This window comes from Nocardia jiangxiensis NBRC 101359 (assembly GCF_000308615.1).
Taxonomy (GTDB): domain Bacteria; phylum Actinomycetota; class Actinomycetes; order Mycobacteriales; family Mycobacteriaceae; genus Nocardia; species Nocardia jiangxiensis.
This window is the reverse complement of record NZ_BAGB01000041.1, coordinates 372,693-397,786: the sequence shown is the minus strand read 5'-3', so window position 1 is coordinate 397,786 and position 25,094 is coordinate 372,693. Positions and strand designations below refer to the sequence as shown.

Annotated in this window: 24 protein-coding genes; 9 read left to right on the top strand and 15 right to left on the bottom strand. The window is 68.1% G+C overall.

Translation table 11 applies throughout. The features are described 5' to 3' along the window. Positions 1 to 49 precede the first annotated feature (49 nt). The 5 genes from ON40_RS15890 (at position 50) to ON40_RS15870 (ending at position 6,717) form a co-directional block, all read left to right on the top strand. The gene (locus ON40_RS15890) at positions 50 to 1,621 is read left to right on the top strand and encodes a succinic semialdehyde dehydrogenase (protein ID WP_040823191.1); all 1,572 of its coding nucleotides are present in this window, start codon (positions 50 to 52) and stop codon (positions 1,619 to 1,621) included. Positions 1,622 to 1,662: 41 nt separating this feature from the next. Then, a complete protein-coding gene (locus ON40_RS15885; RefSeq protein ID WP_040823189.1) occupies positions 1,663 to 2,490 on the top strand; it encodes an SDR family NAD(P)-dependent oxidoreductase in 828 nt (275 codons plus the stop codon). Positions 2,491 to 2,634: 144 nt separating this feature from the next. Continuing rightward, on the top strand, positions 2,635 to 3,861 hold the full coding sequence (locus ON40_RS15880; protein WP_040823186.1) for an SPFH domain-containing protein: 1,227 nt from the start codon (positions 2,635 to 2,637) through the stop codon (positions 3,859 to 3,861). 612 nt (positions 3,862 to 4,473) lie between these two features. Continuing rightward, positions 4,474 to 5,772 carry a TFIIB-type zinc ribbon-containing protein gene (locus tag ON40_RS15875; RefSeq protein ID WP_174435035.1) on the top strand — a complete coding sequence of 433 codons (1,299 nt, stop codon included), beginning with the start codon at positions 4,474 to 4,476 and terminating at the stop codon, positions 5,770 to 5,772. Positions 5,773 to 5,775: 3 nt separating this feature from the next. After that, positions 5,776 to 6,717, top strand: a complete 942-nt coding sequence (locus ON40_RS15870; protein ID WP_040823183.1) for a hypothetical protein — start codon at positions 5,776 to 5,778, stop codon at positions 6,715 to 6,717. A gap of 53 nt (positions 6,718 to 6,770) precedes the next feature. Here ON40_RS15870 and ON40_RS15865 read toward each other — a convergent pair whose 3' ends face one another. Together ON40_RS15865 and ON40_RS15860 are read right to left on the bottom strand one after the other, a co-directional pair. Next, a complete protein-coding gene (locus ON40_RS15865; protein WP_040823181.1) occupies positions 6,771 to 7,568 on the bottom strand; it encodes a putative protein N(5)-glutamine methyltransferase in 798 nt (265 codons plus the stop codon). Positions 7,569 to 7,595: 27 nt separating this feature from the next. Continuing rightward, positions 7,596 to 8,465: a YdcF family protein gene (locus ON40_RS15860; protein ID WP_040823178.1), complete on the bottom strand. Its 870-nt coding sequence runs from the start codon at positions 8,463 to 8,465 to the stop codon at positions 7,596 to 7,598. A 206-nt stretch (positions 8,466 to 8,671) separates the two neighbouring features. On the opposite strand from ON40_RS15860, the gene ON40_RS15855 reads away from it, so the two are divergent. Continuing rightward, on the top strand, positions 8,672 to 9,523 hold the full coding sequence (locus ON40_RS15855) for a bifunctional 5,10-methylenetetrahydrofolate dehydrogenase/5,10-methenyltetrahydrofolate cyclohydrolase (protein ID WP_040823175.1): 852 nt from the start codon (positions 8,672 to 8,674) through the stop codon (positions 9,521 to 9,523). Between the two features lie 55 nt (positions 9,524 to 9,578). Here the strand turns inward: ON40_RS15855 and ON40_RS15850 are convergent, their stop codons facing one another. After that, complete coding sequence (locus ON40_RS15850; RefSeq protein ID WP_040823172.1) at positions 9,579 to 10,331, bottom strand: L,D-transpeptidase; 753 nt, start codon at positions 10,329 to 10,331, stop codon at positions 9,579 to 9,581. 152 nt (positions 10,332 to 10,483) lie between these two features. After that, complete coding sequence (locus ON40_RS15845; protein WP_083895664.1) at positions 10,484 to 11,140, bottom strand: cyclodeaminase/cyclohydrolase family protein; 657 nt, start codon at positions 11,138 to 11,140, stop codon at positions 10,484 to 10,486. 193 nt (positions 11,141 to 11,333) lie between these two features. Between ON40_RS15845 and ON40_RS15840 the strand changes: the two genes are divergently transcribed. Then, positions 11,334 to 12,371 (top strand): LLM class F420-dependent oxidoreductase, encoded by a 1,038-nt coding sequence (locus ON40_RS15840; protein WP_040823169.1) that lies wholly within the window; start codon positions 11,334 to 11,336, stop codon positions 12,369 to 12,371. 58 nt (positions 12,372 to 12,429) lie between these two features. Here ON40_RS15840 and ON40_RS15835 read toward each other — a convergent pair whose 3' ends face one another. The 7 genes from ON40_RS15835 to ON40_RS15805 form a co-directional block, all read right to left on the bottom strand. Continuing rightward, positions 12,430 to 12,810 carry an STAS domain-containing protein gene (locus ON40_RS15835; protein ID WP_245567818.1) on the bottom strand — a complete coding sequence of 127 codons (381 nt, stop codon included), beginning with the start codon at positions 12,808 to 12,810 and terminating at the stop codon, positions 12,430 to 12,432. A 184-nt stretch (positions 12,811 to 12,994) separates the two neighbouring features. Continuing rightward, on the bottom strand, positions 12,995 to 15,265 hold the full coding sequence (locus tag ON40_RS15830; protein ID WP_040823166.1) for a SpoIIE family protein phosphatase: 2,271 nt from the start codon (positions 15,263 to 15,265) through the stop codon (positions 12,995 to 12,997). A gap of 67 nt (positions 15,266 to 15,332) precedes the next feature. Then, positions 15,333 to 15,965 carry a SpoIIE family protein phosphatase gene (locus ON40_RS15825; protein WP_040823162.1) on the bottom strand — a complete coding sequence of 211 codons (633 nt, stop codon included), beginning with the start codon at positions 15,963 to 15,965 and terminating at the stop codon, positions 15,333 to 15,335. Beyond that, entirely contained in the window at positions 15,958 to 16,383 is a 426-nt protein-coding gene (locus ON40_RS15820) for an anti-sigma regulatory factor (RefSeq protein WP_051193150.1), read from the bottom strand. Before ON40_RS15820 ends, ON40_RS15825 begins: the two co-directional genes overlap by 8 nt. After that, positions 16,361 to 16,750, bottom strand: a complete 390-nt coding sequence (locus ON40_RS15815) for an STAS domain-containing protein (RefSeq protein WP_040823159.1) — start codon at positions 16,748 to 16,750, stop codon at positions 16,361 to 16,363. Before ON40_RS15815 ends, ON40_RS15820 begins: the two co-directional genes overlap by 23 nt. Before the next feature lie 14 nt (positions 16,751 to 16,764). Then, positions 16,765 to 17,658 carry an STAS domain-containing protein gene (locus ON40_RS15810; protein ID WP_040823156.1) on the bottom strand — a complete coding sequence of 298 codons (894 nt, stop codon included), beginning with the start codon at positions 17,656 to 17,658 and terminating at the stop codon, positions 16,765 to 16,767. Positions 17,659 to 17,801: 143 nt separating this feature from the next. Then, positions 17,802 to 18,356, bottom strand: a complete 555-nt coding sequence (locus tag ON40_RS15805; RefSeq protein WP_083895663.1) for a MarR family winged helix-turn-helix transcriptional regulator — start codon at positions 18,354 to 18,356, stop codon at positions 17,802 to 17,804. A 216-nt stretch (positions 18,357 to 18,572) separates the two neighbouring features. Here ON40_RS15805 and ON40_RS15800 point away from each other — a divergent pair, with 216 nt between their 5' ends. Continuing rightward, positions 18,573 to 20,249, top strand: a complete 1,677-nt coding sequence (locus ON40_RS15800; protein ID WP_040824216.1) for a fumarate hydratase — start codon at positions 18,573 to 18,575, stop codon at positions 20,247 to 20,249. A 41-nt stretch (positions 20,250 to 20,290) separates the two neighbouring features. Here ON40_RS15800 and ON40_RS15795 read toward each other — a convergent pair whose 3' ends face one another. Both ON40_RS15795 and ON40_RS51860 read right to left on the bottom strand, forming a co-directional pair. Further along, a complete protein-coding gene (locus ON40_RS15795) occupies positions 20,291 to 21,718 on the bottom strand; it encodes an FAD-binding oxidoreductase (RefSeq protein ID WP_051193149.1) in 1,428 nt (475 codons plus the stop codon). Continuing rightward, the gene (locus tag ON40_RS51860; protein ID WP_157186307.1) at positions 21,705 to 21,896 is read right to left on the bottom strand and encodes a hypothetical protein; all 192 of its coding nucleotides are present in this window, start codon (positions 21,894 to 21,896) and stop codon (positions 21,705 to 21,707) included. Before ON40_RS51860 ends, ON40_RS15795 begins: the two co-directional genes overlap by 14 nt. 548 nt (positions 21,897 to 22,444) lie before the next feature. On the opposite strand from ON40_RS51860, the gene ON40_RS15785 reads away from it, so the two are divergent. After that, positions 22,445 to 22,714 carry a hypothetical protein gene (locus ON40_RS15785; RefSeq protein WP_157186306.1) on the top strand — a complete coding sequence of 90 codons (270 nt, stop codon included), beginning with the start codon at positions 22,445 to 22,447 and terminating at the stop codon, positions 22,712 to 22,714. Positions 22,715 to 22,733: 19 nt separating this feature from the next. On the opposite strand, the gene ON40_RS15780 is transcribed toward ON40_RS15785, so the two are convergent. Both ON40_RS15780 and ON40_RS15775 read right to left on the bottom strand, forming a co-directional pair. After that, positions 22,734 to 24,080 (bottom strand): FAD-binding oxidoreductase, encoded by a 1,347-nt coding sequence (locus ON40_RS15780; protein WP_040823147.1) that lies wholly within the window; start codon positions 24,078 to 24,080, stop codon positions 22,734 to 22,736. Further along, positions 24,077 to 25,084 carry a class I SAM-dependent methyltransferase gene (locus ON40_RS15775; RefSeq protein ID WP_040823144.1) on the bottom strand — a complete coding sequence of 336 codons (1,008 nt, stop codon included), beginning with the start codon at positions 25,082 to 25,084 and terminating at the stop codon, positions 24,077 to 24,079. Before ON40_RS15775 ends, ON40_RS15780 begins: the two co-directional genes overlap by 4 nt. Positions 25,085 to 25,094 lie beyond the last annotated feature (10 nt).

Sequence of the window (25,094 nt, the reverse complement as noted above, 5' to 3'; positions counted from 1 at the left end):
ACATGAGTGTTCAATTAATAGTCCTACCTGGTGACCGAGAGGGCCGACGATGACGACCGCCCCGCAGACCGCGCCCGCGGATGCGCTCCCGTCCGAGCTGGTGCAGCGCCTGCTGGCGCTGGCCACGGCCGGTGCGGCCCCCTCGGTCGAGGTGTTCGCGCCCGCGACCGGCGCCAAGATCGCCGACCTGCCGCAGTCCGACACCGCCGATATCGAGCACGCCTTCGTCACCGCCCGCCGCGCCCAGCGCGAATGGGCGAAGGTGCCGGTGCGGGAGCGGGTCGCGGTGCTGCGGCGATTCCACGATCTGGTGCTCGCCGAACAGGACGTCATCCTCGACATCGTGCAGACCGAGACCGGTAAATCGCGCGTGCACGCATTCGACGAGGTGGGCGACGTCGCGGTCAACGCCCGCTACTACGCGGCGCAGGCGCAGCGACTGCTGGCCCCGCGCAGCCCGCGCGGTGTGCTGCCGGTGCTCACCCGGGTCGAGGTGCGGCATCGACCCAAGGGCGTGGTCGCGGTGATCTCGCCGTGGAATTATCCACTGGCCCTTGCGGTTTCCGATGCGTTGCCCGCACTGGCGGCCGGTAATGCGGTCCTCGCGCGCCCGGACAATCAGACCGCGCTCACCGCACTGTGGGCGATCGACGCCGCCGAACGCGCGGGCCTGCCCAAGGGCCTGTGGCAGGCGGTGCTGGGCCGCGGCTCGGTGATCGGCGGCGAGATCATCGCCCGCGCAGACTATGTCGACTACACCGGATCCAGCCGGACCGGCCGCACCATCGCGCGGCAGGCCGGCGAGCGGCTGATCGGGTGCTCACTCGAATTGGGCGGTAAGAACCCGATGCTGGTGCTGGCGGACGCCGACGTGTCCGCGGCGGCGAAGATCGCCGTGCGGGCCTGCTTCGCCTCGGCCGGGCAGCTGTGTGAATCGATCGAGCGAATCTACGTGCACGACAGCGTGTATGAGCGCTTCGTCACCGAATTCGCCCAGCACACCCGGGAACTGGCGCTCGGCTCGGCGCGCGACTACTCGTACGAGATCGGATCGCTCACCTTCCAGCGTCAGATCGACACCGTCACAGCGCATGTCGAGGACGCCGTGGCCAAGGGCGCGACGGTGCTCGCGGGCGGGCGCGCGCGCCCGGATCTGGGCCCCTATTTCTACGAGCCGACGATCCTGGCCGACGTGCGCGACGGGATGACCGTGTACCGGGAAGAGACCTTCGGTCCGGTGGTCTCGGTCTACCGGGTCGCCAGTGACGAGGAAGCCGTCGAGCAGGCCAACGACTCCGCCTACGGCCTCAATGCCAGTGTGTGGAGCCGTGATACGGGCCGGGCGCGGCAGATCGCGGCCCGGGTCGAGGCCGGATCGGTCAACGTCAACGAGGGATTCATCGCCGCGTGGGGGAGTGTCGCCGCGCCCTCGGGCGGACTGGGCATTTCCGGCGGCGGTCGCCGGCACGGACCCGAGGGCCTGCGCAAATACATCGACACCCAGACCATCGCGGTGCAGCGCGCACTGCCGATCGCGCCCCTGCCCGGGATGTCCGAGGCGATGTGGGCCAAGACCATGACGCTGTACTTCGGCGTCATGAAGGCCTTGCGGCAGCAGTGATCTCGCATTCGACCGCAGACGTGCGGACTACAGGAGTGGATATGGATTCGGTAGCGGGTAAGAAGGTGCTGATCACCGGCGCGGCCATGGGGCTTGGCAAATCCTTCGCCGAGCAGGCGATGCGCGAGAAGGCCGCGGACGTGATGCTCTGGGACGTCGACGAGGCCGCGCTGAAGGAGACGGCCGTCGAACTGGCGACGCTGGGTCCGGGCACGGTCCATCATCGGGTCGTCGACGTCTCGGACCGCGAGGCCATCGCCGAGGCGGGCGCGGCGGTCCGCGACGAGGTCGGCGATATCGACGTGCTGATCAACAACGCGGGCATCGTGCGCGGCAACGGGTACTTCTGGGAGACCTCGAACCGCGCGGACATCGCGCAGACCGTGGCGATCAATTCCCTTGCGCCGATGTACATCACGCTGGAATTCCTGCCCGCCATGGTGTCCCGCCGCACCCCGGCGCGGGTGCTGAACATCGCGTCCTCCGCGGCGCTGGTGGCCAATCCCCGCATGAGCGTGTACGCCGGTTCCAAATGGGCGGCGCTGGGCTGGTCGGATTCGGTGCGGCTCGAGCTCGAACAGTCCGGGAACGACCACGTCAAGGTCACCACCTTCTGTCCGACCTACATCAACACCGGAATGTTCGCGGGCGCGAAGGGCTTCATGTTCACCCCGATCATCGAGCAGGACCATGCGGTGCACACCGCATGGACGCAGATGAAGAAGGGCGCCGCGCTGGTCGTCATGCCGTGGACCTCGCGGTTCAACCGGGCAATCTCCGGTCTGCTGCCGTTGAAGGTGCGGGATCAGTATCTGGACTTCGTCGGCGTCTATCACTCGATGGAGGAATTCACCGGCCGCAAGAGCTGAATCGCGAAGCGGAACCGGCGACCATCCGAACAGTAGCCGAAGCGTTGCGGCGGACCGAGATATGGGGAGGCCCGGTCCGTCCCACCTGTGACATACTCGGGCCGGGCGGGTGCTGAGCTGCCCGAGGGAGGACGGAGGCGACGCATGGGCCTGATGGACAAGATCCGCAACGAGTTCATCGACATCATCGAGTGGCTCGATGATACGAATACGACGCTGGCGTGGCGTTTTCCGCGCTACGACAACGAGATCAAGAACGGCGCGCAGCTGATCGTTCGCGAGGGACAGCACGCGCTGTTCGTGTACCGCGGTCAGCTCGCCGATCAGTATCAGCCCGGTCACTACCAGCTGACCAGCGAGAACATGCCGATCATGTCCACGCTGCAGGGCTGGAAGTACGGGTTCAACAGCCCGTTCCGCTCCGAGGTGTACTACATCAACACCCGGCCGGTGACCGATCTTCGTTGGGGCACACCGCAACCGGTGACCGTGCGCGACCCGGACTTCAAGATGGTGCAGGTGCGGGCCAACGGCGCCACCATCGTCCGGGTCACCGATCCCGCGGCGTTCCTGCGCCAGGTGATCGGCACCGAGAGCGTCGTGGACATGGAGCAGATCACCGAGATGATCCGGCGCAATATCGCGCTGGCGTTCTCGGACATGGTGATGGCCAGTGGCCTGGGCGCCATCGATCTGCAGGGCCGTCAGGTCGAATTGTCCGACAAGTTGCGCGAATTCGTCGCCCAGCGGGTGCAGTCCTTCGGCCTCGGCGTGGACCAGGTCACCCTGTCGATCTCGCTGCCGGAGGAGATCCAGCAGGCCATGACGCGCGGTGTCGCGCGCGGTGTGGAGGCGAGCGGATTCCTCAGCAACGTCGGCGATCTGAACCGCTATCAGCAGGCCCAGACCGCCGATGCGATGTTGGCCGCGGCGCAGAACGAGGGCGGCGGTCCGATGGGTGCGGCGATCCAGGCCGGACTCGGCGTCGCGCTCGGTGGCCAGATCGCCGGGAACCAAGGCGGTTACCCGCAGCAGGGCTATCAGCAGCAGGGCGGTTACCCGCAGCAGGGTGGCTACTCGCAGCCCGGTTATCCGCCGCAGCCCGGTGGGGGTCAGCCCACCCCGCCGCCTCCGCCGCTGCCCTCGCAGCAGCAGTTCCACATCGATCTCAACGGCCAGGCCGCCGGTCCCTATCCGGCCGAGCAGCTGCGTCAGTTCGTCGCCAGCGGCCAGCTCACGCCGAAGACGAACGTGTGGTCCAACGGCATGTCGGGTTGGGCCGCGGCCGAGACGGTGCCCGCATTGCAGGGCCTGTTCAACACTCCGCCGCCGCTGCCGAGCACCCCGCCGCCTCCGCCGCCCGCGCAGTAGTCCGGACCGGTCGTTGCCTGTCAGTACGGTCCCGGGGGAACCATGAACAACCCACAGCAACCAGATCGTGCCCCGCAGACCCCGCCGCAGCAGGGTCCGTCGGGTGCGCCCGGCGAGGTGTACCCGGCGTCCGCGCCGACGCGCAATTACGGTGGCGGACAACCGGTTCGACCGGGGGATAACCCGCCTCCGCCGCCGGGCCTCCAGCCCTCCGGCGGTCCGCGACCGGGTGGCCCGCAGCCGCCGGGAACCGAGCCGCCGCCGTTGCCCGGTTCGGCCGGGTCGGTGCCGCCGTTGCCGGGACGACCGAATGCTCCTGTGCCGCCACGTGACGCCGGCGGTGCTACGCCGTGGGGTTCGCAGCCTCCGGCGAATTTCGGATCGAATCCTGGTGTGCGGCAGTCGCCTGATGGGCCACGTTCGCAACCCGGCGCTTCGAACTCTGGTGGTTCGCAGTCGCCGGGCGGTCCGCCGCCGTTGCCAGGTGGCGTGAATTCTGGTGTGCCGCAGTCGCCGAGCGGGCCGCCGCCGTTGCCGGGCGGTCCGAATCCTGGTGTGCCGCAATTCCCCGGTGGTCCACAGCCCGGTGGAGGGTATGGTGGGCCTCCGCCGATGGGGCCGCCGCCGCAACGGCGGATGGGGCCGCCGCCGGTGGCCGCGGCCGTGGCGGTCGATTTCGTTCCGGCGGGCGGCGTCGAAGGGCAGCAGTCCGGTGCGCCTGCGAAACAGCCTCCACCGCAACCGGATCGGGCGATGCTGCACGTCACAGAGCACACCCGGACCTATCCCTGTTCGGCCTGTGGCGGTCAGCTGCAGTTCGATATCGCCAGCCAGAAGTTGCGGTGCCCGAACTGTGGCAACTACTCCGAGATCGAGGCGCCGCGGGCGCCCGTCGCGGCGCGCGACCTGCGTGAGGCGATGGGGGAGCTGCGGGCGTTGCAGGCCACTACCGCGGGGCCGGAGGTCACCGGGAATCACGAGATCAAATGCCAGAACTGCGGCGGCACAACGTCGTTCGTCGGCAGCCTGACCGCGACCAGATGCCCCTACTGTGCCACGCCGATCCAGCGCGACGATGTGCACAATGCGCCCGCGCGGCTTCCGGTCGACGGCGTGGTGCCCTTCCGCATCGATGAGAAGAACGCGCGCGTCCTGGTCGAGAAGTGGGTCTCCGGACGGTGGTTCGCGCCCAGTGAGTTCAAGAAATACAAGCGGATGGGCTCGTTCGCGAGCGTCTATCACGCGTACTTCACCTACAACGCCGACACCTACACCTGGTATCAGGGCGAGCAGGGCATCGAGTACACCGAGACCTACCGGGACGGCGACGGCGATCTGCAGACGGTGACCCGGGTGCGGTGGTATCCGGTGCAGGGCGAGGTCGCCAACCAGTTCGTGGATGTTCCGGTGCTGGCCAACGAGCACGCCGACCGCGGCCGGATCAAGACGCTCGAACCGTGGCCGATCGAGGACGCGACCACCTACTCGCCCGAATACGTGGCCGGTCATCTCGCCCGCACCTACGACCGCGACGCCGAGGAGTCCCTGCCCGAGGCGCGTTCGGAGATGGAAAGCGAGATCGAGCACACGGTTCGCCGCGATATCGGCGGCGACCAGCAGCGCATCCATTCGTTGAACTCGACCTGGAACTCACTGGCGTACAAGCACGTCCTGCTGCCGATCTGGTTGTTGACGGTGATCTACATGGATCGGCCGTTCAATGTCTACATCAACGGACTGACCGGTGAGGTGTCCGGGGAGCGGCCGTGGAGCAAGATCAAGATCGCGATAGCGGCCACGCTGGCGATAATCGTGGTCATCGCGATCGTCGTGCTGTACATGAAGTTCGGGCACCATTCGACCGGGCACGGGCACACGACCACCGTGCACCATTCGATCCATCGGAGGTGAGCGGTGGTACTTCTGCTGATCCTGCTGGCGCTGTTGGTGCTGGTGGGCGGTGTGGTCGCGATCGTGACGGTGATCGCCCGCCACCAGAAGCAGTCGATCGCGTACGACAACCAGATCGTGCCGGGCATGCCCTCGAACGCGCCGTCGTCGTGGGCGGGCTCGCACGATCCCGAGGCACGCCTGCACCGCCGACTGCGGGACGCGATCCGCGCCCTGCACGGCGTCAACGCCTACGACACTGCCTCGAGCGTGAATCTGCGTGCGGGACTGGAACAGTCGGCCTTGGCGGTGGACAACCACCTGATCGCCATCGCCACACTGCCGCAGACCCATCGTGACCAGGCGCTGCCGGACGCCACCGCAGCGGTGGAGGCCGTCGAAGCCGGTGTGGCCCAATATGTCTCGGCCACGACCAAACCCGACCCGGTGGCCTTCGAAGCCGGTCTGCAGGGCGTGCAGACCAGTATCGACGCGATCACGCAGAATCTCGCTGCGTTGGGGCCGGGCGGATCCACCGGTGGATACCCGGTCCAATTCGGCATCCAGTCACCCCAGCCGATGCCCCAGCAGCAGCCGGGCGGGACATCCCCCACACCTCCCACGAGCGGCCCATACCCGCAACCGCAGACCGGCGGCGGATACCCTCACGGCACCCCGTCGCCGGGCGGATACCCACCTCAGCCGGGCACGCAGCCACCGGCCGGATATGCACCTCAGCCGGGTGCCGAGCCGCCGAGTGGATACTCGCCCCAGGCGGGCACCGAGTTGCCGGGCGGATACCCGCAGCCGCCGGGCGGAACGCATCCGCAAGCCTCGTCGCCCCAGCAACAGCCGGGCGGAGCAACCCCGCAAGCCCCGTCGCCTCAACAACAATCGGGCACATCGAACCCGCCTGACACGGGGACGGGCCCCGCGTATCCCACGGTCATCCGACCTCAACCCTGAACCGTCCGCTCCGGTTGCCACCCCGATGACGTGGTTTCGTCGGAGAGTTCGGGCTATTCGGTGATCGGGCGGGTCCCGATGACGACGGTCGCGTAGAGCTCCTCGGATTCGGCGATCGCCGGTGTGAGGCCGTGGTACGCAAGGATTTCCGTCGCCAGGGCGGATTGTTCGCTGCTCGTCTCGATCAGGAGACGCCCGCCGGGTGCGAGCCAGTGCGGTGCCGCGGCGGCGACACGGCGGAAGACGGTGAGTCCGTCCGGACCGCCGTCGAGTGCGGTGCGCGGTTCGTGATCGCGCGCCTCGGGCGGCATGTCGGCGATAGCGGCGGTCGGGACGTACGGGGTGTTGGCGAGCAGCAGGTGTACGCGTCCGGCCAGGTCCGGGGGCAGGGGTGTGAACAGGTCGCCCTGGTACACCGATGCGTTCAGCGGCGCGAGGTTGCGTCGGGCGCAGGTCACGGCGGCGGGTTCCAGATCGCTCGCGGTGAGTTCGACACGGACTCCGGTGGCGGACAACTCGGTCGCCACCGCGAGACCGAGCGCACCGCAACCGCAGCACATGTCCAGGATGACGCACGGGTCGTGCGGATCGGCGGCGGCGAGCTCGACCAGGAATCCGGTGCGCTGCCGCGGTACGAACACTCCGGGCGCCACCGCGACCCGCAGTCCGCGAAATTCCGTCCAGCCCAACAGATGTTCCAGCGGTACACCGGAAACTCGTTGTACAACAAGATCTTTCAGATCCGACTCGGAGGCCGCCGCCTCGGCCAGCAGTGCGGCCTCCTCCTCGGCGAACACACACCCCGCCGTGCGCAGCGTGGTGATCAGCGAATCGATGTCGGACACGATCATCGATTCATTGTGGCCGAGAACCGTGGGTTAACCCGAATTCGGTAGGAAGGTGTGGGTGGCGTCGAGGTAGATGCCCCGCTGGGCGGTCTTGGACGGGGGCACCAGCTGGGAGATGATCTCGTTGGGTGAGGTCATCGCGCCCACCACCCGGGTTCCGGCGACGATGAAATCCGTCACCGCGCGGCGGATGTGATTCGGCGAGGTGATCACGACCGCGCTGCCGATGCCGCGATCCCGCATGATCCGCGTGCTGAACAGCGCGTTCTGCACCGTGGAACCCGATCGGTCCTCGACCAGGACGCGGGAGGCCGGAATGCCGTGCCCGATCAGCCAGCCCGCCATGGCGGCGGCCTCGGGCACCCCGTTCTGCGGTGCGCCGCCGGTGACGACGATCGGCGAATTGGGTGCGGCGACCGCCTGCAGCCAGGCCGCTTGCAGCCGGTTGACGAGTTCCGGGCGCATCGCGCCGTTCGGCAGCAGACCGTAGCCGAGCACGACCAGCGCGGTCTGCGGACCGATCAGGGAGGGGAGCGGATTGGGCAGGGTGCCCACGCCCGCGCCGATCGCCCCGAGCACACCGCGTGCGCCCGCGGCCATGCCGGGATCGACCGTGTCGAGCTTGTTGAAGGCCGTCTCCCGGGTGATCAGATCACCCGCGTAATCGGCCCAGATGGCCTGTAAGGCGAGTGTTTGCGGGTTGGCGGGCGCGGCGGCGACCATCCGCTCGAGGTCCCGCATTCCGGCCGCGTTGTGGCCGCTGACGAAGGCGGCCTGTGCCGAACGGTAGAGGGGAGTGGGTGGGGTGTCGGCGGCCGCGACGCCGGAGAGGGATCCGGTCGTGACGAAGAAGGCCGAGGCGGCTGCGAGGAGGTAGGTGACACGGCGTGCGATCTTCACTGCTATCGATACCTTTCCGACCGAACGGATCTGCTGTGTTGCTGGCAATTGGCTCGGGGACAGCGGCCACCACGATACGGATCGAAAAGGGGTCGGACGAGGATTTGGATGTTGTGAATTTACCAGAATCTGTTCGGTAGCGAAGGAGTAGCGGATAGTGCGCGCCGCGCGTCGGGGCCGGTGGCGGGCCGATTAAGGTGTCAGGGGTGGACACCATTTCGCTGATCGGCAAGGAACTCGCCGCCGCCCTCAACTCCGATACCGCCGAGCGCGCGGCCGCACTCACCGAACGGGGCGCCGCGCCGCGGCTGGTGCTGGTGGTGGCCAATGACGATCCGGCCAGCGGCTGGTATGTGAAGTCGCTCCAGCGCGCCGCCGGACGTCTCGGAATCGATTGTGACACAGTCGATCTGGGAGCCACCGCGACCGCCGATGCGATCCGCTCGCAATTGCGGGGCCTGTGCGCGGACATCGCGGTCGACGCGGTCATGCTGCAGACGCCGCTACCCGACGGGGTCGCCTTGCAGGACGTCAGCTCGGCGATTGCCGCGGCGAAGGATGTCGACGGGGTCAGCCCGCATTCACTGGGCCTGCTGGCGACCGGCCTGCCGGGCTTCCCGCCCGCCACCTCCGAGGCCGTCGTCGAATTGGCCAAGCATCACGACATTCCGCTGGCCGGAAAGCATGTCGCGGTCGTGGGTCGCTCGAACGTGGTCGGCAAGCCGCTCGCACAGTTGCTGCTCGCCGAGGACGCCACCGTGACGGTGTGCCACTCCCGCACCACCGATCTGCCCGCGGTCACCGCGGCCGCCGACATCGTGGTCGCCGCCGCCGGCCGCGCGGGCCTGATCACCGGTGACCATGTGCGCGAGGGCGCGGTGGTCATCGACGTCGGCACCAACGAGGGACCGGACGGCAAGATCGTCGGCGATGTGGACGCGGCGTCGGTGCAGGGTAAGGCGGGTGCGTTGAGCCCGGTTCCGGGCGGTGTCGGCCCGGTCACCACCGCTCTGCTGATGCGTCACGTCGTGCGGGCGGCCGAAGCGAGCCGGGCCTAGGGTGTGGCGGCGAGCCGCGCCCGAAACGCGCGGCTCGCCACCGGCTCGTCACGACTCACCAGTGCGTGGTCACCGGATCGCCGACGCTGACCTGGTTGTAATACCATTGTGCATCCGCGGGCGCGAGATTGATGCATCCGTGACTGACATTCGAATTACCCTGCTGCCCGACCGACCACGGCGCGGAATGGACGAAAACTCCGCCCGAAGTGAGCCTTTCGGCGAATTCACCTTTCAGGTAGTACCCCTCGGGCGAGTTGAGCGGAATGCCGATGGTGCGCGAATCGAAGATGATGGTGCGGTCCTTCTCCATCACCGGGAAGGTGCCGACCGGCGTCGGTCGGGTCGGTTTACCCATCGATGCGGGCATCACCCGCGGCGCCTGGCCGGGGATGAATACGGTGAAAGTGTGCGTGGACATATTGGCATCGGCGCGCGTGCCGCCATTGCTGGCGAATCGCGACTGCGCATGTCCGGCCTGCACTGTGAATCGGGCGTTGACCGGCAGCAACTGGTCCGGCGTCCAGACCAGTTCCCGGTCGCCGTTCCAGGCGAATGTGCCCGGTAACCGCTGATCGGTGCTGATCGTGACGGATCGTTCGGCCAGTACACGATCGGTGACCGGCTGCGCGAAATCGACCGTGACCGGATGTGCGATACCCACCAGTGCACCGTTGGCAGGTGAAATCGACGTGACGGCAGGAATCTGTTGTGGTGTGAGCAATGCCGCGGCGGCGGTACCGGAGGTAATCGCCGCGAGGGCTGCGATGACGATCGCGAAGAACAAATGACGAATCATGTTCCGCATGACCCCACCCCTTCGCTGGTGTGGTTATGAGACGTTCATTTTAGAACTTCATGATCACGCCGACCCGTCGAAAGCGCGCGCTTCGTAACCAGATTGTCGCATGTCGTAACATCGCTCATCGCCGCTCATGTGCTGTTCGGCGGGATTTTCACTCAGCGGTGGACGGCGGCCATCACATCGGTGTAGACCGCGTCGGCGCGCGCGGTGAGCTCCTCGATGCGGGTGAGCACCGGGGCGAACTCCGCACCCTCGCCCTTGCCCAGGGAGGCCACGTTGATGGCGATGTTGAGCCGGGAACTGGTGGCCGCGGCGCGGGCCGCGTCGGCCGCGGCGCCGATATCGGTGACCACGTTCGGATTGCCGATCGGCAGCAGATCGGCTGCGAGCGAAAGGATCTCGTCGGCCTCCGCGACCACGGCGGCGGGCACCCGGGCGGCCGTGAGCAACGCGGCGGTGATCGCCTCGCCGCGGGCGGCGCGCTCGGCGTCGGATTCCTTGGGCAGCTTGTAGGCCGCGCCGACCGCGGTGAAGGCCTCGGCGTCGGCGTCGGCCAGCGCCAGCGAGCGCTCGCGCGCCGCGTCGGCCGCGGCGATGATGCGGTCGATGGCGGGCCGGTTGTCGGCATCCTTGGCGCGGGTGGTGTAGCGGGCCACCATGGCCACCAGCGCGGCGGCCTGGGCCGTGTGCAGCGCCGCGACCGCCCCGCCGCCGGGAGCGGGGATCTTGGCGGCCAGATCGTCCAGGTACCGCCCGATGGCCGAGGCACCGAAGGTCGTGGTGCCGGTGGACGATGCGGTGTCCTGAGACATGTTGCGGGGCCTCCCGTTTCGGTGCGCGACTGTTCGAATGATCGGCGCGGGCCGATCGGTGCGAGGGATGCGCAATACCGTACCGGGTCCGCCGCCGGGTGCGTGGTCCGGTCCCCGGGTCGGCACGGTGGCCGGATCTTCGAGTGTGGGGGGTCACGCGGTCCGATAGCCGATGCGCAGTAGGTTGAGCTTCATGCGTATCGGATTGGGCATCAACTATGCGGGCGGATTCAAGGAGGTCGCGGCCGAGGTCGCGGATCTCGAGCGTGCGGGCCTGGACATCGTGTTCGTACCGGAGGCTTACTCTTTCGACGCGGTGAGCGCACTGGGCTATCTGGCCGCCAAGACCGAGCGCGTGCAGCTGGCCTCGGGCATCCTGCAGCTGTACACCCGCACTCCCACCCTGACCGCGATGACCGCGGCCGGGCTGGACTACGTCTCGGACGGCCGCTACATCCTGGGCCTGGGCGCGTCGGGCCCGCAGGTGATCGAGGGCTTCCACGGTGTGCCCTACGACGCCCCGATCGGCCGCACCCGCGAGGTCGTGGAGATCTGCCGCCGGGTGTGGCGGCGCGAGCGACTGTCGTTCGAGGGCAAGCACTACACGATCCCGCTGCCCGCCGAGCAGGGCACCGGCCTGGGCAAATCGCTCAAGCTGATCAATCATCCGGTGCGCGAACGCATTCCGGTGCTGCTGGCCGCGCTGGGGCCGAAGAACGTGCAGCTGGCCGCGGAGATCGCCGAGGGCTGGCAGCCGATCTTCTTCCTGCCCGAGAAGGCCGACGACATCTGGGGTGAGAGCCTGGCCGCGGGTAAGGCGAAGCGGGATCCGGCCCTGGGCGAGCTCGAGGTGTTCGCCGGGCCCGCGCTGGCGATCGGCGACAACGTCGAGGGGCTGCGCGAATTCATCAAACCGCACCTGGCGCTGTACATCGGCGGGATGGGCGCCAAGGGCAAGAACTTCTACCACACCCTGGCCACCAAATACGGCTACGGCGAGGCCGCGGACCGCATCCAGGAGCTGTACCTCGCCGGTGAGAAGGACGCGGCCGCCAAGGCCGTGCCCGACGAGCTGGTGCGCGACGTCTCGCTCATCGGGTCGGCCGGGTTCGTGAAGGATCGGGTCGCCGCATTCGCCGAGGCCGGGGTGACCGTGCTGAACGTGGTGCCGATGGCCGAGACCGCCGCGGACCGGGTCAAGCTCATCGAGCAGTTGCGCGGCCTGGTCTGAAGCGACCGAAATCCCGTCGTCCCAGCGCACATGCCGGGACGACGGGCACTTCGAGGTACTAGTTCTGGCGCAGCGCGGCCAGCGCGCCGTCCAGGGTCGTATGCATCGAGAAGACCTTGTCCAGGCCCGTCACCTTGAGCTGGCGGCCGGTGGCCGGGCCGTCGGCGACGACCATGATGCGGGTGGTTTCCCCGGCCCGCTTGTGCGCGCCGACGAGGGCCGCCATACCGGCCGATGCCAGGAAGCTCACCTGGGTCAGATCGATGATGACGACCCCGGGCTTACCACCCAGTGTTGCTTCGATCGCATTCTCCAGCGCCGGGGCGGTCGCCAGATCGACCTCACCCGCGACCGTGAGCACGGTCGCTTCGTCGTGCACCGAGACCGATGTGGTCATCGCGTCGGCGAGGGGATGCGCGTCTCCGGAAGTGTTGGTCACCTAGACAATCTGCCACGAACCCGCGCCGGATGCCGCATCGTCCCGTGGATTGTCGGTGTTTCGTAGTATTCCTGAACGCGAAAAGCCCAGGTACGCCGAGTATTCCGAATTTTCGGGACATTTGCCGACGAGGTGTGCTCCCCGGGGGCGCGCGGGCGCTGTGTGTGCGAGCAGGGCTCGGTGGCTAGACCCGGCTGGCCGCCGAGAACGACACCGCCGGAAGTTTGGCGATCATCCGCACATGGGTGCCCACCCCGACGTGATCGATCGTCAGCTCGTCGGTCAGCGCGTGCATCATGGCGATCCCGCGGCCGCGGTAACCCGGATCCTCCGGGAGCGGTCGCCAGCTGCCGTCGTCGGAGACCTCGATGGTGACCCGGTCCAGCGCGCAGTCCGCGGACAGCACCACCCGGCCGGGCGAGCCGCCGAGATACGCGTGCTCGATGCAGTTGCTGCACGCCTCGTTGGCGGCGGCGACCAGATCGGTGGCCAGATCGGCGGGCACCGCCGCCGCGCCCAGCCACGCGGTCAGACGGCGGCGCATCCCGGACAGGCGGCTCGCCTCGGCGGCCTCGTCCAGGTGCAACGCGCGCGGTGGCTGCCGGTAGACGACCATGGCGACGTCGTCGTCGTATCCGCCCGCCGGTCGCAGCCGGGACAGCACGGCGTCCGCGACCTCCCGCGGCGGCATGTCGGCCGCATCCGATAACTCGTCGGCCAGTTCGTCGAAGCGGATGTCGATATCGACGCCGCGTTGTTCGACGAGCCCGTCGGTGAACAACACCAGCGTCGAACCCGGTTCGAGCGTCGTGGTCGCCTCGGGACGCTGCGGAGTGTCGAAGGTCGCCAGCGGTACCGCCCGCCCACCTTCGAGCAGATGGCCCTTCGTTCCGGGGGCGGCCAGCACCGGCGGCATGTGCCCGGCGTTGGAGTACCGGAACGTCCCGCGCTCGGGATCCAGGATCGCCGCGCAGACGGTCGTGCACATCGCACCCGGGATGCGCGCGGCGACGGTGTCCAGCTCGGCCAGCAGCTGTGCCGGTCCGGCCCCGCGCAGCAGCAGCGCGCGTGCCGCGGTGCGCAGCTGGCCCATCACCACCGCCGCGGACAGACCACGACCGACGCAGTCGCCGACCACCAGGCCGATCGTGCCGTCGGCGAGCTGCACCACGTCGTACCAGTCGCCGCCGATCTCGAGCGGAGGCAGCGCGGGTTCGTAGTGCACCGAGAACCGCGGCGGCAGTTCGATCGGCCCGAGCATCGCGCGCTGCAGCGTCAGCGAGGTGGAGCGGGCCGCGTCGAAGTTGCGTGCGCGCTGTACGGCCAGGCTGAGCTGACCGACCAGCAGCGAGAACAGCGCCCAGTCGCCCGGACTGATCGCGCGGGGTGCGGCGAAACGCAGCCACAGCGCGGCGTCGCCGGTCTCGCCCAGCGGCGCCACGATGCCCTCGGAACTGGCCGCGCCCTCGGGAATCGCGAACATCGTCCGGCCCGGCCGGACCCAGGCGCGATCCAGCAGCGCGCGCGCTCGCGCGTCGAGCACCTGCCGCGACTGCACCGCGTCCTCACCGGAGACGTACATTTCCGGCCCGGTCTGGCGGTTCGGCCACATCGACACCACGGCGGTCTCCGCGCCGATCGCCAGACGCAGCTCGTCCAGGCCGACGGTGAGCACCTCCACGACGCTGGTGCAGGCCGCGACCGCGGTCGCCAACCGGGAGACGGCCTGATCGCGAGCCTGCGCGTCGTGTTCGGCGGTGACATCGCGGATCGTGCCGACGAAGATCCGCTCGTCGTCTTCGGGGCGGATCAGCGAGGACGTACTGACCGCGAGCCACAGCCGCCGCCCGTCCCGATGCCGCACCGGCATGACGAACCGCGCCGCCTCGGTGCCCAGATCCGGGTAGTGCGTCTCCTCGGTGATCGCCCACGGATGCGGCAGCGCGTAGGGCACGGTCTCCGGCCCGTATCCGGTCAGTGCGCCGAAGGCGGAGTTGACCTCGGTGAGGGTGCCGTGCGAATCGGCGACGAAGAATCCGTCCTGCAGCGATTCGACCAGCGCGGTGCGGAAGGTGTCGCGTCCCTCCAGATCCTCGGCGCGCAGCCGCTGCAATTCGTAGGACCGGGTACTGTCCAGGAATCCGCGCGTGGCCACATCGAGGGCGGCCAGGGTCTGCAACAGGAATTCCAGTGCGGTGTCCCCGGCGTCGGGACCGCCGGGATGTTCCCCGCCCGCCTGCTCCGGGGCCGCGGCCGCGGGCGGCGGGGCGAGCAGATTCCACCGGCCCAGCAGCCGGAAGTGGTGTTCGGTCAGGTCCAGGATGCTCACGCCCTCGACGAGCGCGCGGCGGCCGAGTTCGTACCCTTCGGCGAGGGTGTACTGGGTCGGCGAATCCAGGTGCAGGCGTAACGCATTCGTGTACGCCTCGCGGAACGCTGCCAGCACCGTGGTCATGTCGCGGCCTCGCTGCCTCGCCCGGAGATCGCATCCGGTACGACGTGCAGGCGGGGGGTGCGCCGGTTCATTGCACCGGACCCGTATGCCCACGATTACGCGCGGCCAGCACCAGCGCGTCGTCGGTGTCCTTGGAATGGCCGGCGAGGATGTCGGCGGTGATCTCGGAGGTCGGCCGGGACAGGTCCACGGTGTCGGCGAAATCGCTGACGATGCCGTCGGTGGCCATCAGCAGCAGATCCCCGGCGCGCACCGGAACCGTCTGCGTCTGCAGATTCGGCGGCAGCCGGTAGCCGACGATGCCCGCGGCGAGCAGCGCGGTCGCGCGGACCGCGAGGGTGCCGGGGGCTGCGGCGACGATCCGGGATTCGACATTGCCGACGCCGAGCCAGTGCACCCGGTCACCGGAGTCGAACAACGCGAGAGTCAGTGCGGCGCCGCGGGTTTCGGCCAAGGCGCGATGGCACAGCAGGGCCAGTACGTCGAGCGGTTCGGCCCGGTTGTCCGAAAGCACCTGGGCCGCGCGATCGGCGGCGTCGGCGGCGGCGGCCCCGTGGCCGAGTCCGTCGAGCACCGCGAAGAGCACCGAATCCCCGCCCGCGTCCAGGACCACCGCACGGTCCCCGGACACGCGTTGACCAGGAAGCGCACGCCCGGCCGCGGCCCATTCGATGGTGCCGATCAACCCGTCGTCACGCACGGGGAGGCACCCACTTCCACATCTCGACCAGCGTTCCCTGGCCGGGGCCCGAGTCGATGATCAGCTGATCCATCAGCCGGCGCGCACCCGGAAGCCCCAGGCCCAGGCCACGTCCGGTGGAGTAGCCGTCCTCGAGCGCGCGCGGGATGTCCAGGATGCCCGGACCCTGGTCCTGTGCCTGGACAACCAGGGCCGCACGTCCGTCTCGATCCTCCACAGCCACGCGGACCTCACCGGTACCGGCGTAGCTGGTGATATTGCGTGCGATCTCCGAGATTGCCGTGGAGATCATGGTGATGTCGGTCAGGGAGAAGCCCAGCTTCGCTGCCAGTTCCCGCCCGGCCTGACGTGCGGTGACGATGTCGCTCGACATCTTGACCGCGATCACCACACTGTCACCGACCACGATCACGACCATCTCGTTGGTTGCGGGTGTGCAGCTGTCTGTTCAACCAGGACAAGCCCTCTTCGAGGTCCAGCGCGGTGTGCATGTCCTCGAAGGTGAGACCCAGCTGGACCATCGCGAACGCGACCTCGGGCTGCAATCCGACGATGACCGTCTCCGCACCCCGCAGCTTGGTCATATGGGCGATCGTACGCAGCGAGCGCGCTGCGAAGGAATCCATCACATCGATCGCGGTGACGTCGACGATGATGCCCTGGGCACGATATCTGCTGACGTAGGTCATCAGATCGTCCTGCAGGCGCTCCGTGTCGGCGTCCGTGAGGGCAGATTGCACGGACGCGATCAAGTAGGTGCCCTGTTTCAGAATGGGTACCGGCATCTTCCCGCCTCGGGTTACCGTCCGTCGCGATCGGTCAGGCGGGAGATCTCGTATCCGAGCAACCGCTCGGCCGTCTCGATCCCACCCTGCAGATCGCCGACCGCGTTCATCTTGGTCAGGTCCAGGCCGATGGTGACCAGGGCCAGCGCGATCTCCGAGGACAAACCGGTGAGGATGACGTTCGCGCCCATCAGCCCGGAGGCGTCGACCGTCTGCACCAGGTGGTTGGCGACCGTGGAATCGATCATCGGCACACCGGTGATGTCGATGACGACCACCTTGGCGCGGTTGGCGCGGATGGCGCGTAGCAGCTGCTCGGTGAGCTGGCGGGCACGCTGGCTGTCCAGCACGCCGATGATCGGCAGAATCAGCAGTTGTTCGCGGACCTGCAGAACCGGCGTGGACAGCTCGCGGATGGCCTCCTGCTGCTGGCGGATGACGCGCTCGCGCTCCTGCACGAAGGAGATGGCCACGGTGCTGGCGATGCGGTTGGCGGCCGGTTCGTAGGCGTCCAGTACCCGCTTGAGCAGATCGAAGTCCGATTGGTACTTCTCGAACAAGCTGCGCGAGAGCACATCTCGCAGCAGCAGCACGATGCCGATGACCTCTTCGGTGTCGACGCCCCGGGGGATGATGCGTTCGGACAGGTCCCGCGCGTATGCCTGCAGCGCTTCGACGCTACCGGTCTGCAGCGCTTCGACGTAGTTGTCGTAGATCGAGGTGGCCTCGGAGAAGACCTCCTCGGGCGTCATGGCTGTGAGCAGTGCGGCGACGCCGATGCGACGGGCCCATTCCTCTCGCAGGTCGGTGCGATTCTGCCGCAGGTGCTCGACCAGTTGGGGGAGCAGATCGTTGGCCGGACCAGTCGGCAGCGAATCCGGCGACAGGCCGATGGACACGTCGGACATGAATACTCCTGCCCCTTTCGTTAAGGGTAGGTCGGTTGCTTCGTCTGGCTCGCGCACACGGCTGCTCTCGCATGCCCTGTCGAGCCTAGTCTTACCCGATACCCGCTGCTTGCCAAAACAAACATCGAGGACGTGCGAGAACCTCATCCGGCGCGGTCGTCGCGGTCGAGCAGACGCGACTCATCCCGGCGCTCGGACAGCTGGTCGGAGTGCTTGTCGAGGGTGGCTGTCGCGGTCTGGGCGGGGCGGCGGTGATGGGTCAGCAGTGTGTCGTAGATATCGGCGAGCGCGGTGAGCTGATCACGGTCCAATACGTCGATCATGTGCCGGCGGACGCTGTCGACGTAGGCGGGTTCGGCGGTGGTGAGCACATCCGAACCTTTGCCGGTCAGCACGGCGGCGGTGCGCCGAGCATCGTCCGGAATCGATTCGCGCGCAACGAGTCCACGCTTCTCCATTCGCGTGATCTGGTGCGAGAGGCGACTCTGCGACCATTCCAGGACCGCGGCGAGTTCGGCGAAACTGCGCCGATGGTCGGGGGCGTCGGCCAGTCGGGCCAGCACCGTGTACTCCACGTAGGTCAGGTTCGAGGCCCGCAGCGAATCGCGACCGACGGCCGCTGCGATGAGGTCGCGGGTGAACACGAAGCCGAGCCAGGCCCGGGACTCGAGATCGTCGAGCCAACGGCGTTCGGTCACGATTTCGTGCCGCGTCCGTGACGGGTCGAGCTTGGACTGGTCATGTGTTGCCTTCCACCTTGGTCGTCCCCACTTCAATGACAGGTACACCGAGCGTGTTGAAGGTGCAACCTGTGTTCCGTACCGGGCAAGATTAGGCTTGCCTGACATCGAATGGGCGGGCGGTGTCTGGATACAGTGCCAAGTGCTCGATTCCAGCCACAAGGAGTGCGATTCGTGACCACGCCTGACTTCCTCTACTCGGACCTGTTGCCGACCGGCGCCGACGAGACCCCCTACCGGCTGCTCACCACTGAGGGAGTCAGCACATTCGAGGCGGGTGGACGGACGTTCCTGCAGGTCGAGCCGGATGTCCTACGGATGCTGACCGCCGAGGCGATGCACGACATCAGCCACTACCTGCGCCCGGCGCACCTGTCTCAGCTGCGCAAGATCATCGATGACCCGGAGTCCTCCGGCAACGACCGGTTCGTCGCGCTGGACCTGCTCAAGAACGTCAACATCTCCGCGGGCGGCATTCTGCCGATGTGCCAGGACACCGGCACCGCGATCGTGATGGGCAAGAAGTCCGAGGGCGTGCTGACCGGTGCGGACGACGCGGAGTGGATCTCGCGCGGCGTATTCGACGCGTACACCAAGCTGAACCTGCGGTACTCGCAGCTCGCCCCGATCACCATGTGGGACGAGAAGAACACCGGTTCCAACCTGCCCGCGCAGGTCGAGTTGTATTCCACCGCAGCCGATCCCGCTCATCCGGCGTACAAGTTCCTGTTCATGGCCAAGGGCGGCGGCTCGGCGAACAAGTCGTTCCTGTTCCAGGAGACCAAGGCCATCCTGAATCCGACCCGGATGCTGGAATTCCTGGACGAGAAGATCCGCTCGCTGGGCACCGCGGCCTGCCCGCCGTATCACCTGGCGGTCGTGATCGGCGGCACCAGTGCGGAATTCGCGCTCAAGACCGCGAAATACGCCTCGGCACACTATCTGGACGCCCTGCCCACCACGGGATCCATGGCCGCGCACGGCTTCCGGGACGTGGAGCTCGAGCAGGAGGTGTTCAAACTCACGCAGTCCTTCGGCATCGGCGCGCAGTTCGGCGGTAAGTACTTCTGCCACGACGTGCGCGTCATCCGGCTGCCGCGGCACGGCGCGAGCTGCCCGGTGGCGATCGCGGTGTCATGTTCGGCGGACCGCCAGGCGCTGGCCAAGATCACCCCCGAGGGCGTCTTCCTCGAACAGCTCGAACGGGAACCGGCGCAGTACCTTCCGGAGCAGACCGACGCCATCCTCGGCGGCGATGTGGTGCAGGTCGATCTGAACCGGCCGATGTCGGAGATCCGCGAGGAACTGTCGAAATACCCGGTGAAGACCCGCCTGTCGCTGACCGGTCCGCTGGTGGTCGCGCGGGACATCGCGCACGCCAAGATCAAGGAGCGGTTGGACGCGGGCGAGGAGATGCCGCAGTACCTGCGCGAAATGGCCGTCTACTACGCGGGTCCGGCCAAGACGCCCGACGGGTACGCCTCGGGTTCGTTCGGCCCGACCACGGCCGGCCGGATGGACTCGTATGTCGATCAGTTCCAGGCCGCGGGCGGCTCGTTCGTCATGCTGGCCAAGGGAAATCGTTCGGCGCAGGTCACCAAGGCGTGCAAGGAGCACGGCGGGTTCTACCTCGGTTCCATCGGCGGTCCGGCCGCGCGGCTGGCCCTGGACTGCATCAAGTCCGTCGAGGTGCTGGAGTATCCGGAACTCGGCATGGAAGCGGTCTGGAAGATCGAGGTGGAGAACTTCCCGGCCTTCATCGTCGTGGACGACAAGGGCAACGACTTCTTCGCCGAGACCCAGAAGCCCATCGCCCTGCGCGTGCGCACCCGCTCGGCCGAGCGGGTCTGATTCGGCTCCCGGCGCGGCGGATTCCGCGCCGGGCACTCGTCTCAGAGCGTGATTCCGGTGCGCAGCAGGCGATTCGGGTCGACGGATCGGGCCAGGGTGCGCAGGCGGGACAGGTTGCCCGCGTAGTAGCGATCCGCCGTGACACCGGGTTCGGCGTAGTTGGCGTACGCGCCGACCGAGGCGGAGCCCAACGCGCGGTGCGCGGCGGTGATCCACGCGCGTGCGTCGTCGGGTGAGTCGGGTTCGTCCACGATCCACTGCAGCGTCGCGGCGTGTGCGCGCCAGGGGAATGCGGTGGCATCCGCCCGGGTGTCGCGCACCGCGCCATCGAGTGGGTCGACGAGTACGTAACCGGCTGCGCCGCTGCGAGATCGGGCGGTGACGATATCGACGATGGTGCCCGCCACCGCCGCGTTCAGCTCGCGCAGCACGTCCGATCCGGCGACCTTGGTCGAGCGCGGGATGGTCGATCCGCCCGCGATGGAGTCGGCGGCCGCCAGATGGTCGAGAGTTCGGCGGGTCGTGGACGTCGGCGTCCTGGCGACCGCGGCGGTCACTCCCGCGGCCGCGGCCGCGCCCTGTCCGGCGGGCGTGACCATCATCATGGAACATTCGACAGTGCCTGCGGTAGCGCCGATCTCGACGTTCGACCACACCGAGCGGTCGGCGGTGGGCAGCCAGCGGGCCCAGCCGGTCAGGGCCTGCACCGCCGCGTCGGCGGGGAAGCCGATCCGCACGATGTCGCGGGCTTGCGACGGGACGGTGCGGAAGGTGAGCGAGGTGAGGATTCCGGCGCTGCCGACGCCGCCGCGCAACGCCCAGAACAGTCCGGGCCAGCTCTCCGCCGAGGTGTGCGCGGTGCCTCCGCCGGGCAGCACGACATCGGCGGATTCCAGTGCATCGCAGGTCAATCCGTAACGTCGGGAGTCGACGCCGAGTCCGCCGCCGAGGGTGAGTCCGGCCAGTCCGACGGTGGGGCAGGAGCCGATCGGCAGCGACCTGCCGGACTTGTTCAGCTCGGCCAGTACCGTGCGGATGCGCACGCCCGCGCCGACCGTCACCAGGTCGCCGGTCAGTGTGATGTCGTCGAGCCCGCGCACATCCACCACCAGCGCGCCCGTGGTGGCCGAGGCGCCCACGTACGAGTGCCCGCCCGCGCGGGCCGCCAGCGGCACGCGGTGCTCGCGCGCGAAGGCCACGGCCGCGGTCACATCGCTCGACGCCGTGGCCTCCACGACGGCGACCGGTGCGCCGGAGTCGAACTTCGGGTCGAAAAGCTGTTTGGCGGATCGGTATTCGCCGTCGCTGGGAAGTAACAGCTTTCCTCGCAAGGGTTTTCGCAGGCCCGCCCATTCGAGGGTGTCGGCGGTGGCCGTAGCCGGATGTGTGAGTGCGGCGGCGGCGGTGAGGGCGCCGACGCCGCGCAGCAGGGTGCGGCGTGGCAGCGGGCCGCGGTCAGTGGAAGTCACCCGATGTTCTCCCGGCGAGGTAGGGATCGCGACCTGTGGGTACCGAACTCGATCGGGCCCGGTACGCCCGACCATACCCGGCGTCGGCGCGGGCGGGGGACAGCGCGGTGAGGGTGACCAGGGCTGCCGCGCCGAATGCGGCGGCGGCGACGAAGATCATTTCAGGGGTGGATGACATGGCGGCTCTCGATTTTCTGCGCAAGGTTCTCCGTCGTTCGGACTCGGCCGCGGGCGAATGCGAGTACTCGCACGCCCGTGTTCAGCGCGGTGGGCGCGGCCGTGCCGAGGGCGGGAACCAGGAGGGAATCGAGCCGCAGGGTCGGAGTGTGACGCCGGCCGCGGCCACAGCTGGTGTGAGAACCAGTGCGGCGCAGGGTATCCGGGGGGCATGCAGCATCGAACCGTACCTCCTGAGCATGAGTTCGTGAAGCCGATCACCGGGAGCGGTGGCGCACCGGTGAATCGGTCTTGCCGCCGCGACGTGATCACAGCGTAGCGAGTGATCAGTTACCGGAAGGAACGACGGTGCGCCGCACCGGACGGTCTGGGGGTTGGTGCACCGAGCCGGAAAATCCGACATCGGAGCGAAATAAGGGCAAAATATATAGGCACGCCGAATTCCCAGACCATTACTGGTGTGGCGGTGTGTGTGAGCGGGCACTCTGAGTATTCGGCGACGTTCGGGCATCATTCCCGGACCGGTCGACATGATGGAGGTTTCGGAGCGTGCAACGGCGAGTTGCGGGTGAGTGGTCGGTGCCGATGGGTGAGCCGCAGATGCGGCAGGCTCGCGGTGTGACGGGGCGTGCTGCGGCGCGGACCCTGCCGTGGTGTCCGCAGGGATGGCTGCTGCTGGAATTACCGACCGCAGTGTTGCTGGCCGTCTTCGTCGGCACCGGTTGGCTGGGCTACGCCCAGAACGGACGTCCCACCACCGGCCCCATCCCCGCGGTCGTCGTTCCGGCCCCCGATCCCGCCGTGCCGGGCCCGCGCTGAGCAACGGCGACACGGGAGTTCACGCGTCCAGGATCTTGCCCGGATTCAGCAGTCCGTGCGGGTCCAGGGCGTGTTTGAGCCCGGTCATGACCTCCACGGCGGCGCCGTGCTCGTCGCGGAGGTATTTCTTCTTGGCCAGGCCGATGCCGTGCTCGCCCGATGCGGTGCCGCCGACGGCGAGTGCATGGCGCACCACGGCGTCCGAGAACCGCAGGGCGGCAGGGAGGTTCGCTTCGGTGTAGGGCACAACGACGTGCACGTTGCCGTCGCCGATGTGCCCGGCCACGCTGATGTCCAGACCCAGCTCGTCGCCGAGCCGGGTCGCGGTGCCCACCGCATCGGCGATGCGGGAACAGGGCACGGCGGTATCGGTCACCAGGAACCGGTGCCCGGGGCTGCGGGCCTTGAGTGCGAAGAACAGTGTGTGCCGGTCCTCCCAGAGTGCGTGTCGTTCGGTGTGCGTCCGGGCCACGGTGACCGCAGTTGCGCCGTGCGCCCGGACGATGCGATGGATCTCGCGTTCGTTCGCGTTCGCCGCTGCGGCCGAGGCCGTTTCGAGATCGACGAACAGTGCCGGCATCTCGGTATAGCGGGTGCCGCGGAAGTCGTTGACAGCGGCCATACTCGCGGCATCGACGAATTCGAGTCTGCTGACGGGCAGCGCGAGTCCCAGCATCTCGACCGCGGCGTCCACCGCGGCGGCCACGTTCGGAAACGAGATCCGCACCGATGCAAGACATTCGGGAATCGGGTGCAGTCGCACGGTCAGTTCGGTGATGATCGCCAGCGTCCCCGCCGATCCGATCAGCAGACTCTTCAGGTCGTAACCACTGGAGGACTTCCGCACCGCCCGACCCAGCCGCATGACCCGGCCGTCGGCGAAAACCGCCTGCAGTGCAACGACATTGGCCCGCATGCCACCGTACCGCACACTGGTGGTGCCGCTGGCATTGGTGGCGGCCATCCCGCCGAGGGTGGCATCCGCGCCCGGGTCCACAGTGAACTGCAGGCCGAATTCGGCTGCCGCCGCGTTGAGCCGGGTGCGGGTCACCCCCGGCTGCACGGTGGCGGTGAAGTCCGCGGGCGAGATGTCCAGGATCGAATCCGCTCGAGACAGATCCAGGACCAGCTCGTCCCCGCGGGCGAGCAGATGCCCTTCCAGGCTGGTGCCCGCGCCGCGGGCGATGAGCGGGGTGCGCGAGTCGCGCGCCCAGGCCACCACGGCGAGCACGTCGTCGAGACCGGTCGCGTAGGCGACCCCGCGCGGGCGGCTGCCGCTGCGGCCGGTCTCGTCGGCGACGAACTGATCGAGCACCGCCGCGCGGGTGTCGATCGGAATCGGCGGCCCGTCGAACGAGGTTGTCATCCGCGTTCGAGGACGGTGGTGACCAGCATGGTGTGGTCCTCCATGCGCCGGGTCACCGACCAGCCGAGTTCGGCGAACGCGGCCTCGTACTCCTGTTGCGTCCACAGTCGCACCCCGGTGATCGTGTGGTAGATCTCGTAGGTGGGCGAGAACCAGGGTTGCTGGGTCCACTGTTCGGCCTCGAGGAGATAACCGTCGCCGATGACCAAGCGGCGCACGTTCGGGAACCATTCCATCCAACCGCGCAGCACCGCCGCGATGCCCTCGCCGTCGCTGGCGAGCTGATGCAGCAGGAAGAACGACATGGCGGTGGTGACGCTGTCGCGGTCGACGTGTGCGAGCCAGGCCGGAGGTTCGGCCTCGGGCTGTACCGAACCGGCCAGCAGGGTGACTCGATCGGTGAGATCGAGTCCGGCCAGGACCGCGGTGGCCTCGTCGATCACCTCGGCCTCGATGTCCACGCCCAGGAATCGCTCGCGCGGTGCGATCGCGGCCAGGGCTTGTACGCGTCCGGCGTCGGCGCAGCCGAGATCGATGGTGCAGCCCGGGGTTTCGTCGGCGGCGATGGCCGCGCCGATGCCGGCGAAGATCTCCGGGCGTCGGCGGGCGATATCGGTGCAGGCGCGCGCGACCTCGCCGGGTTCGGTTGCGGCGGGGATGAATTCGTCGAGCGCGGCATCGGACAGTCTGCGGAACGTGGGTTCCCAACCGCGTACCGCGCACCGGACGAAACCGCGATTCTTGCCGACGTCGTGACCGGTGTGGGTGAGGTGGTAGCGGTGGTTGCGCCGCATCAGGAATCCGGCGCGCACCAGCCCGACGGCCACCGCCTGCTGGATGCCGGTGGTGGGTGCGATGGTGTTGCCGCCCAGGAGCGTTACCCACCAGCCCCAGTCGTCGGCGGCCACGATGAGCTGCCCGGCCGTCTGGCCCTCGATGACGTCGCGGATGGTGAAATCGCCTACGGCGGAACGGGTATGCACGAGTGGAGTTGCGGCGGTCATGATGGATCTC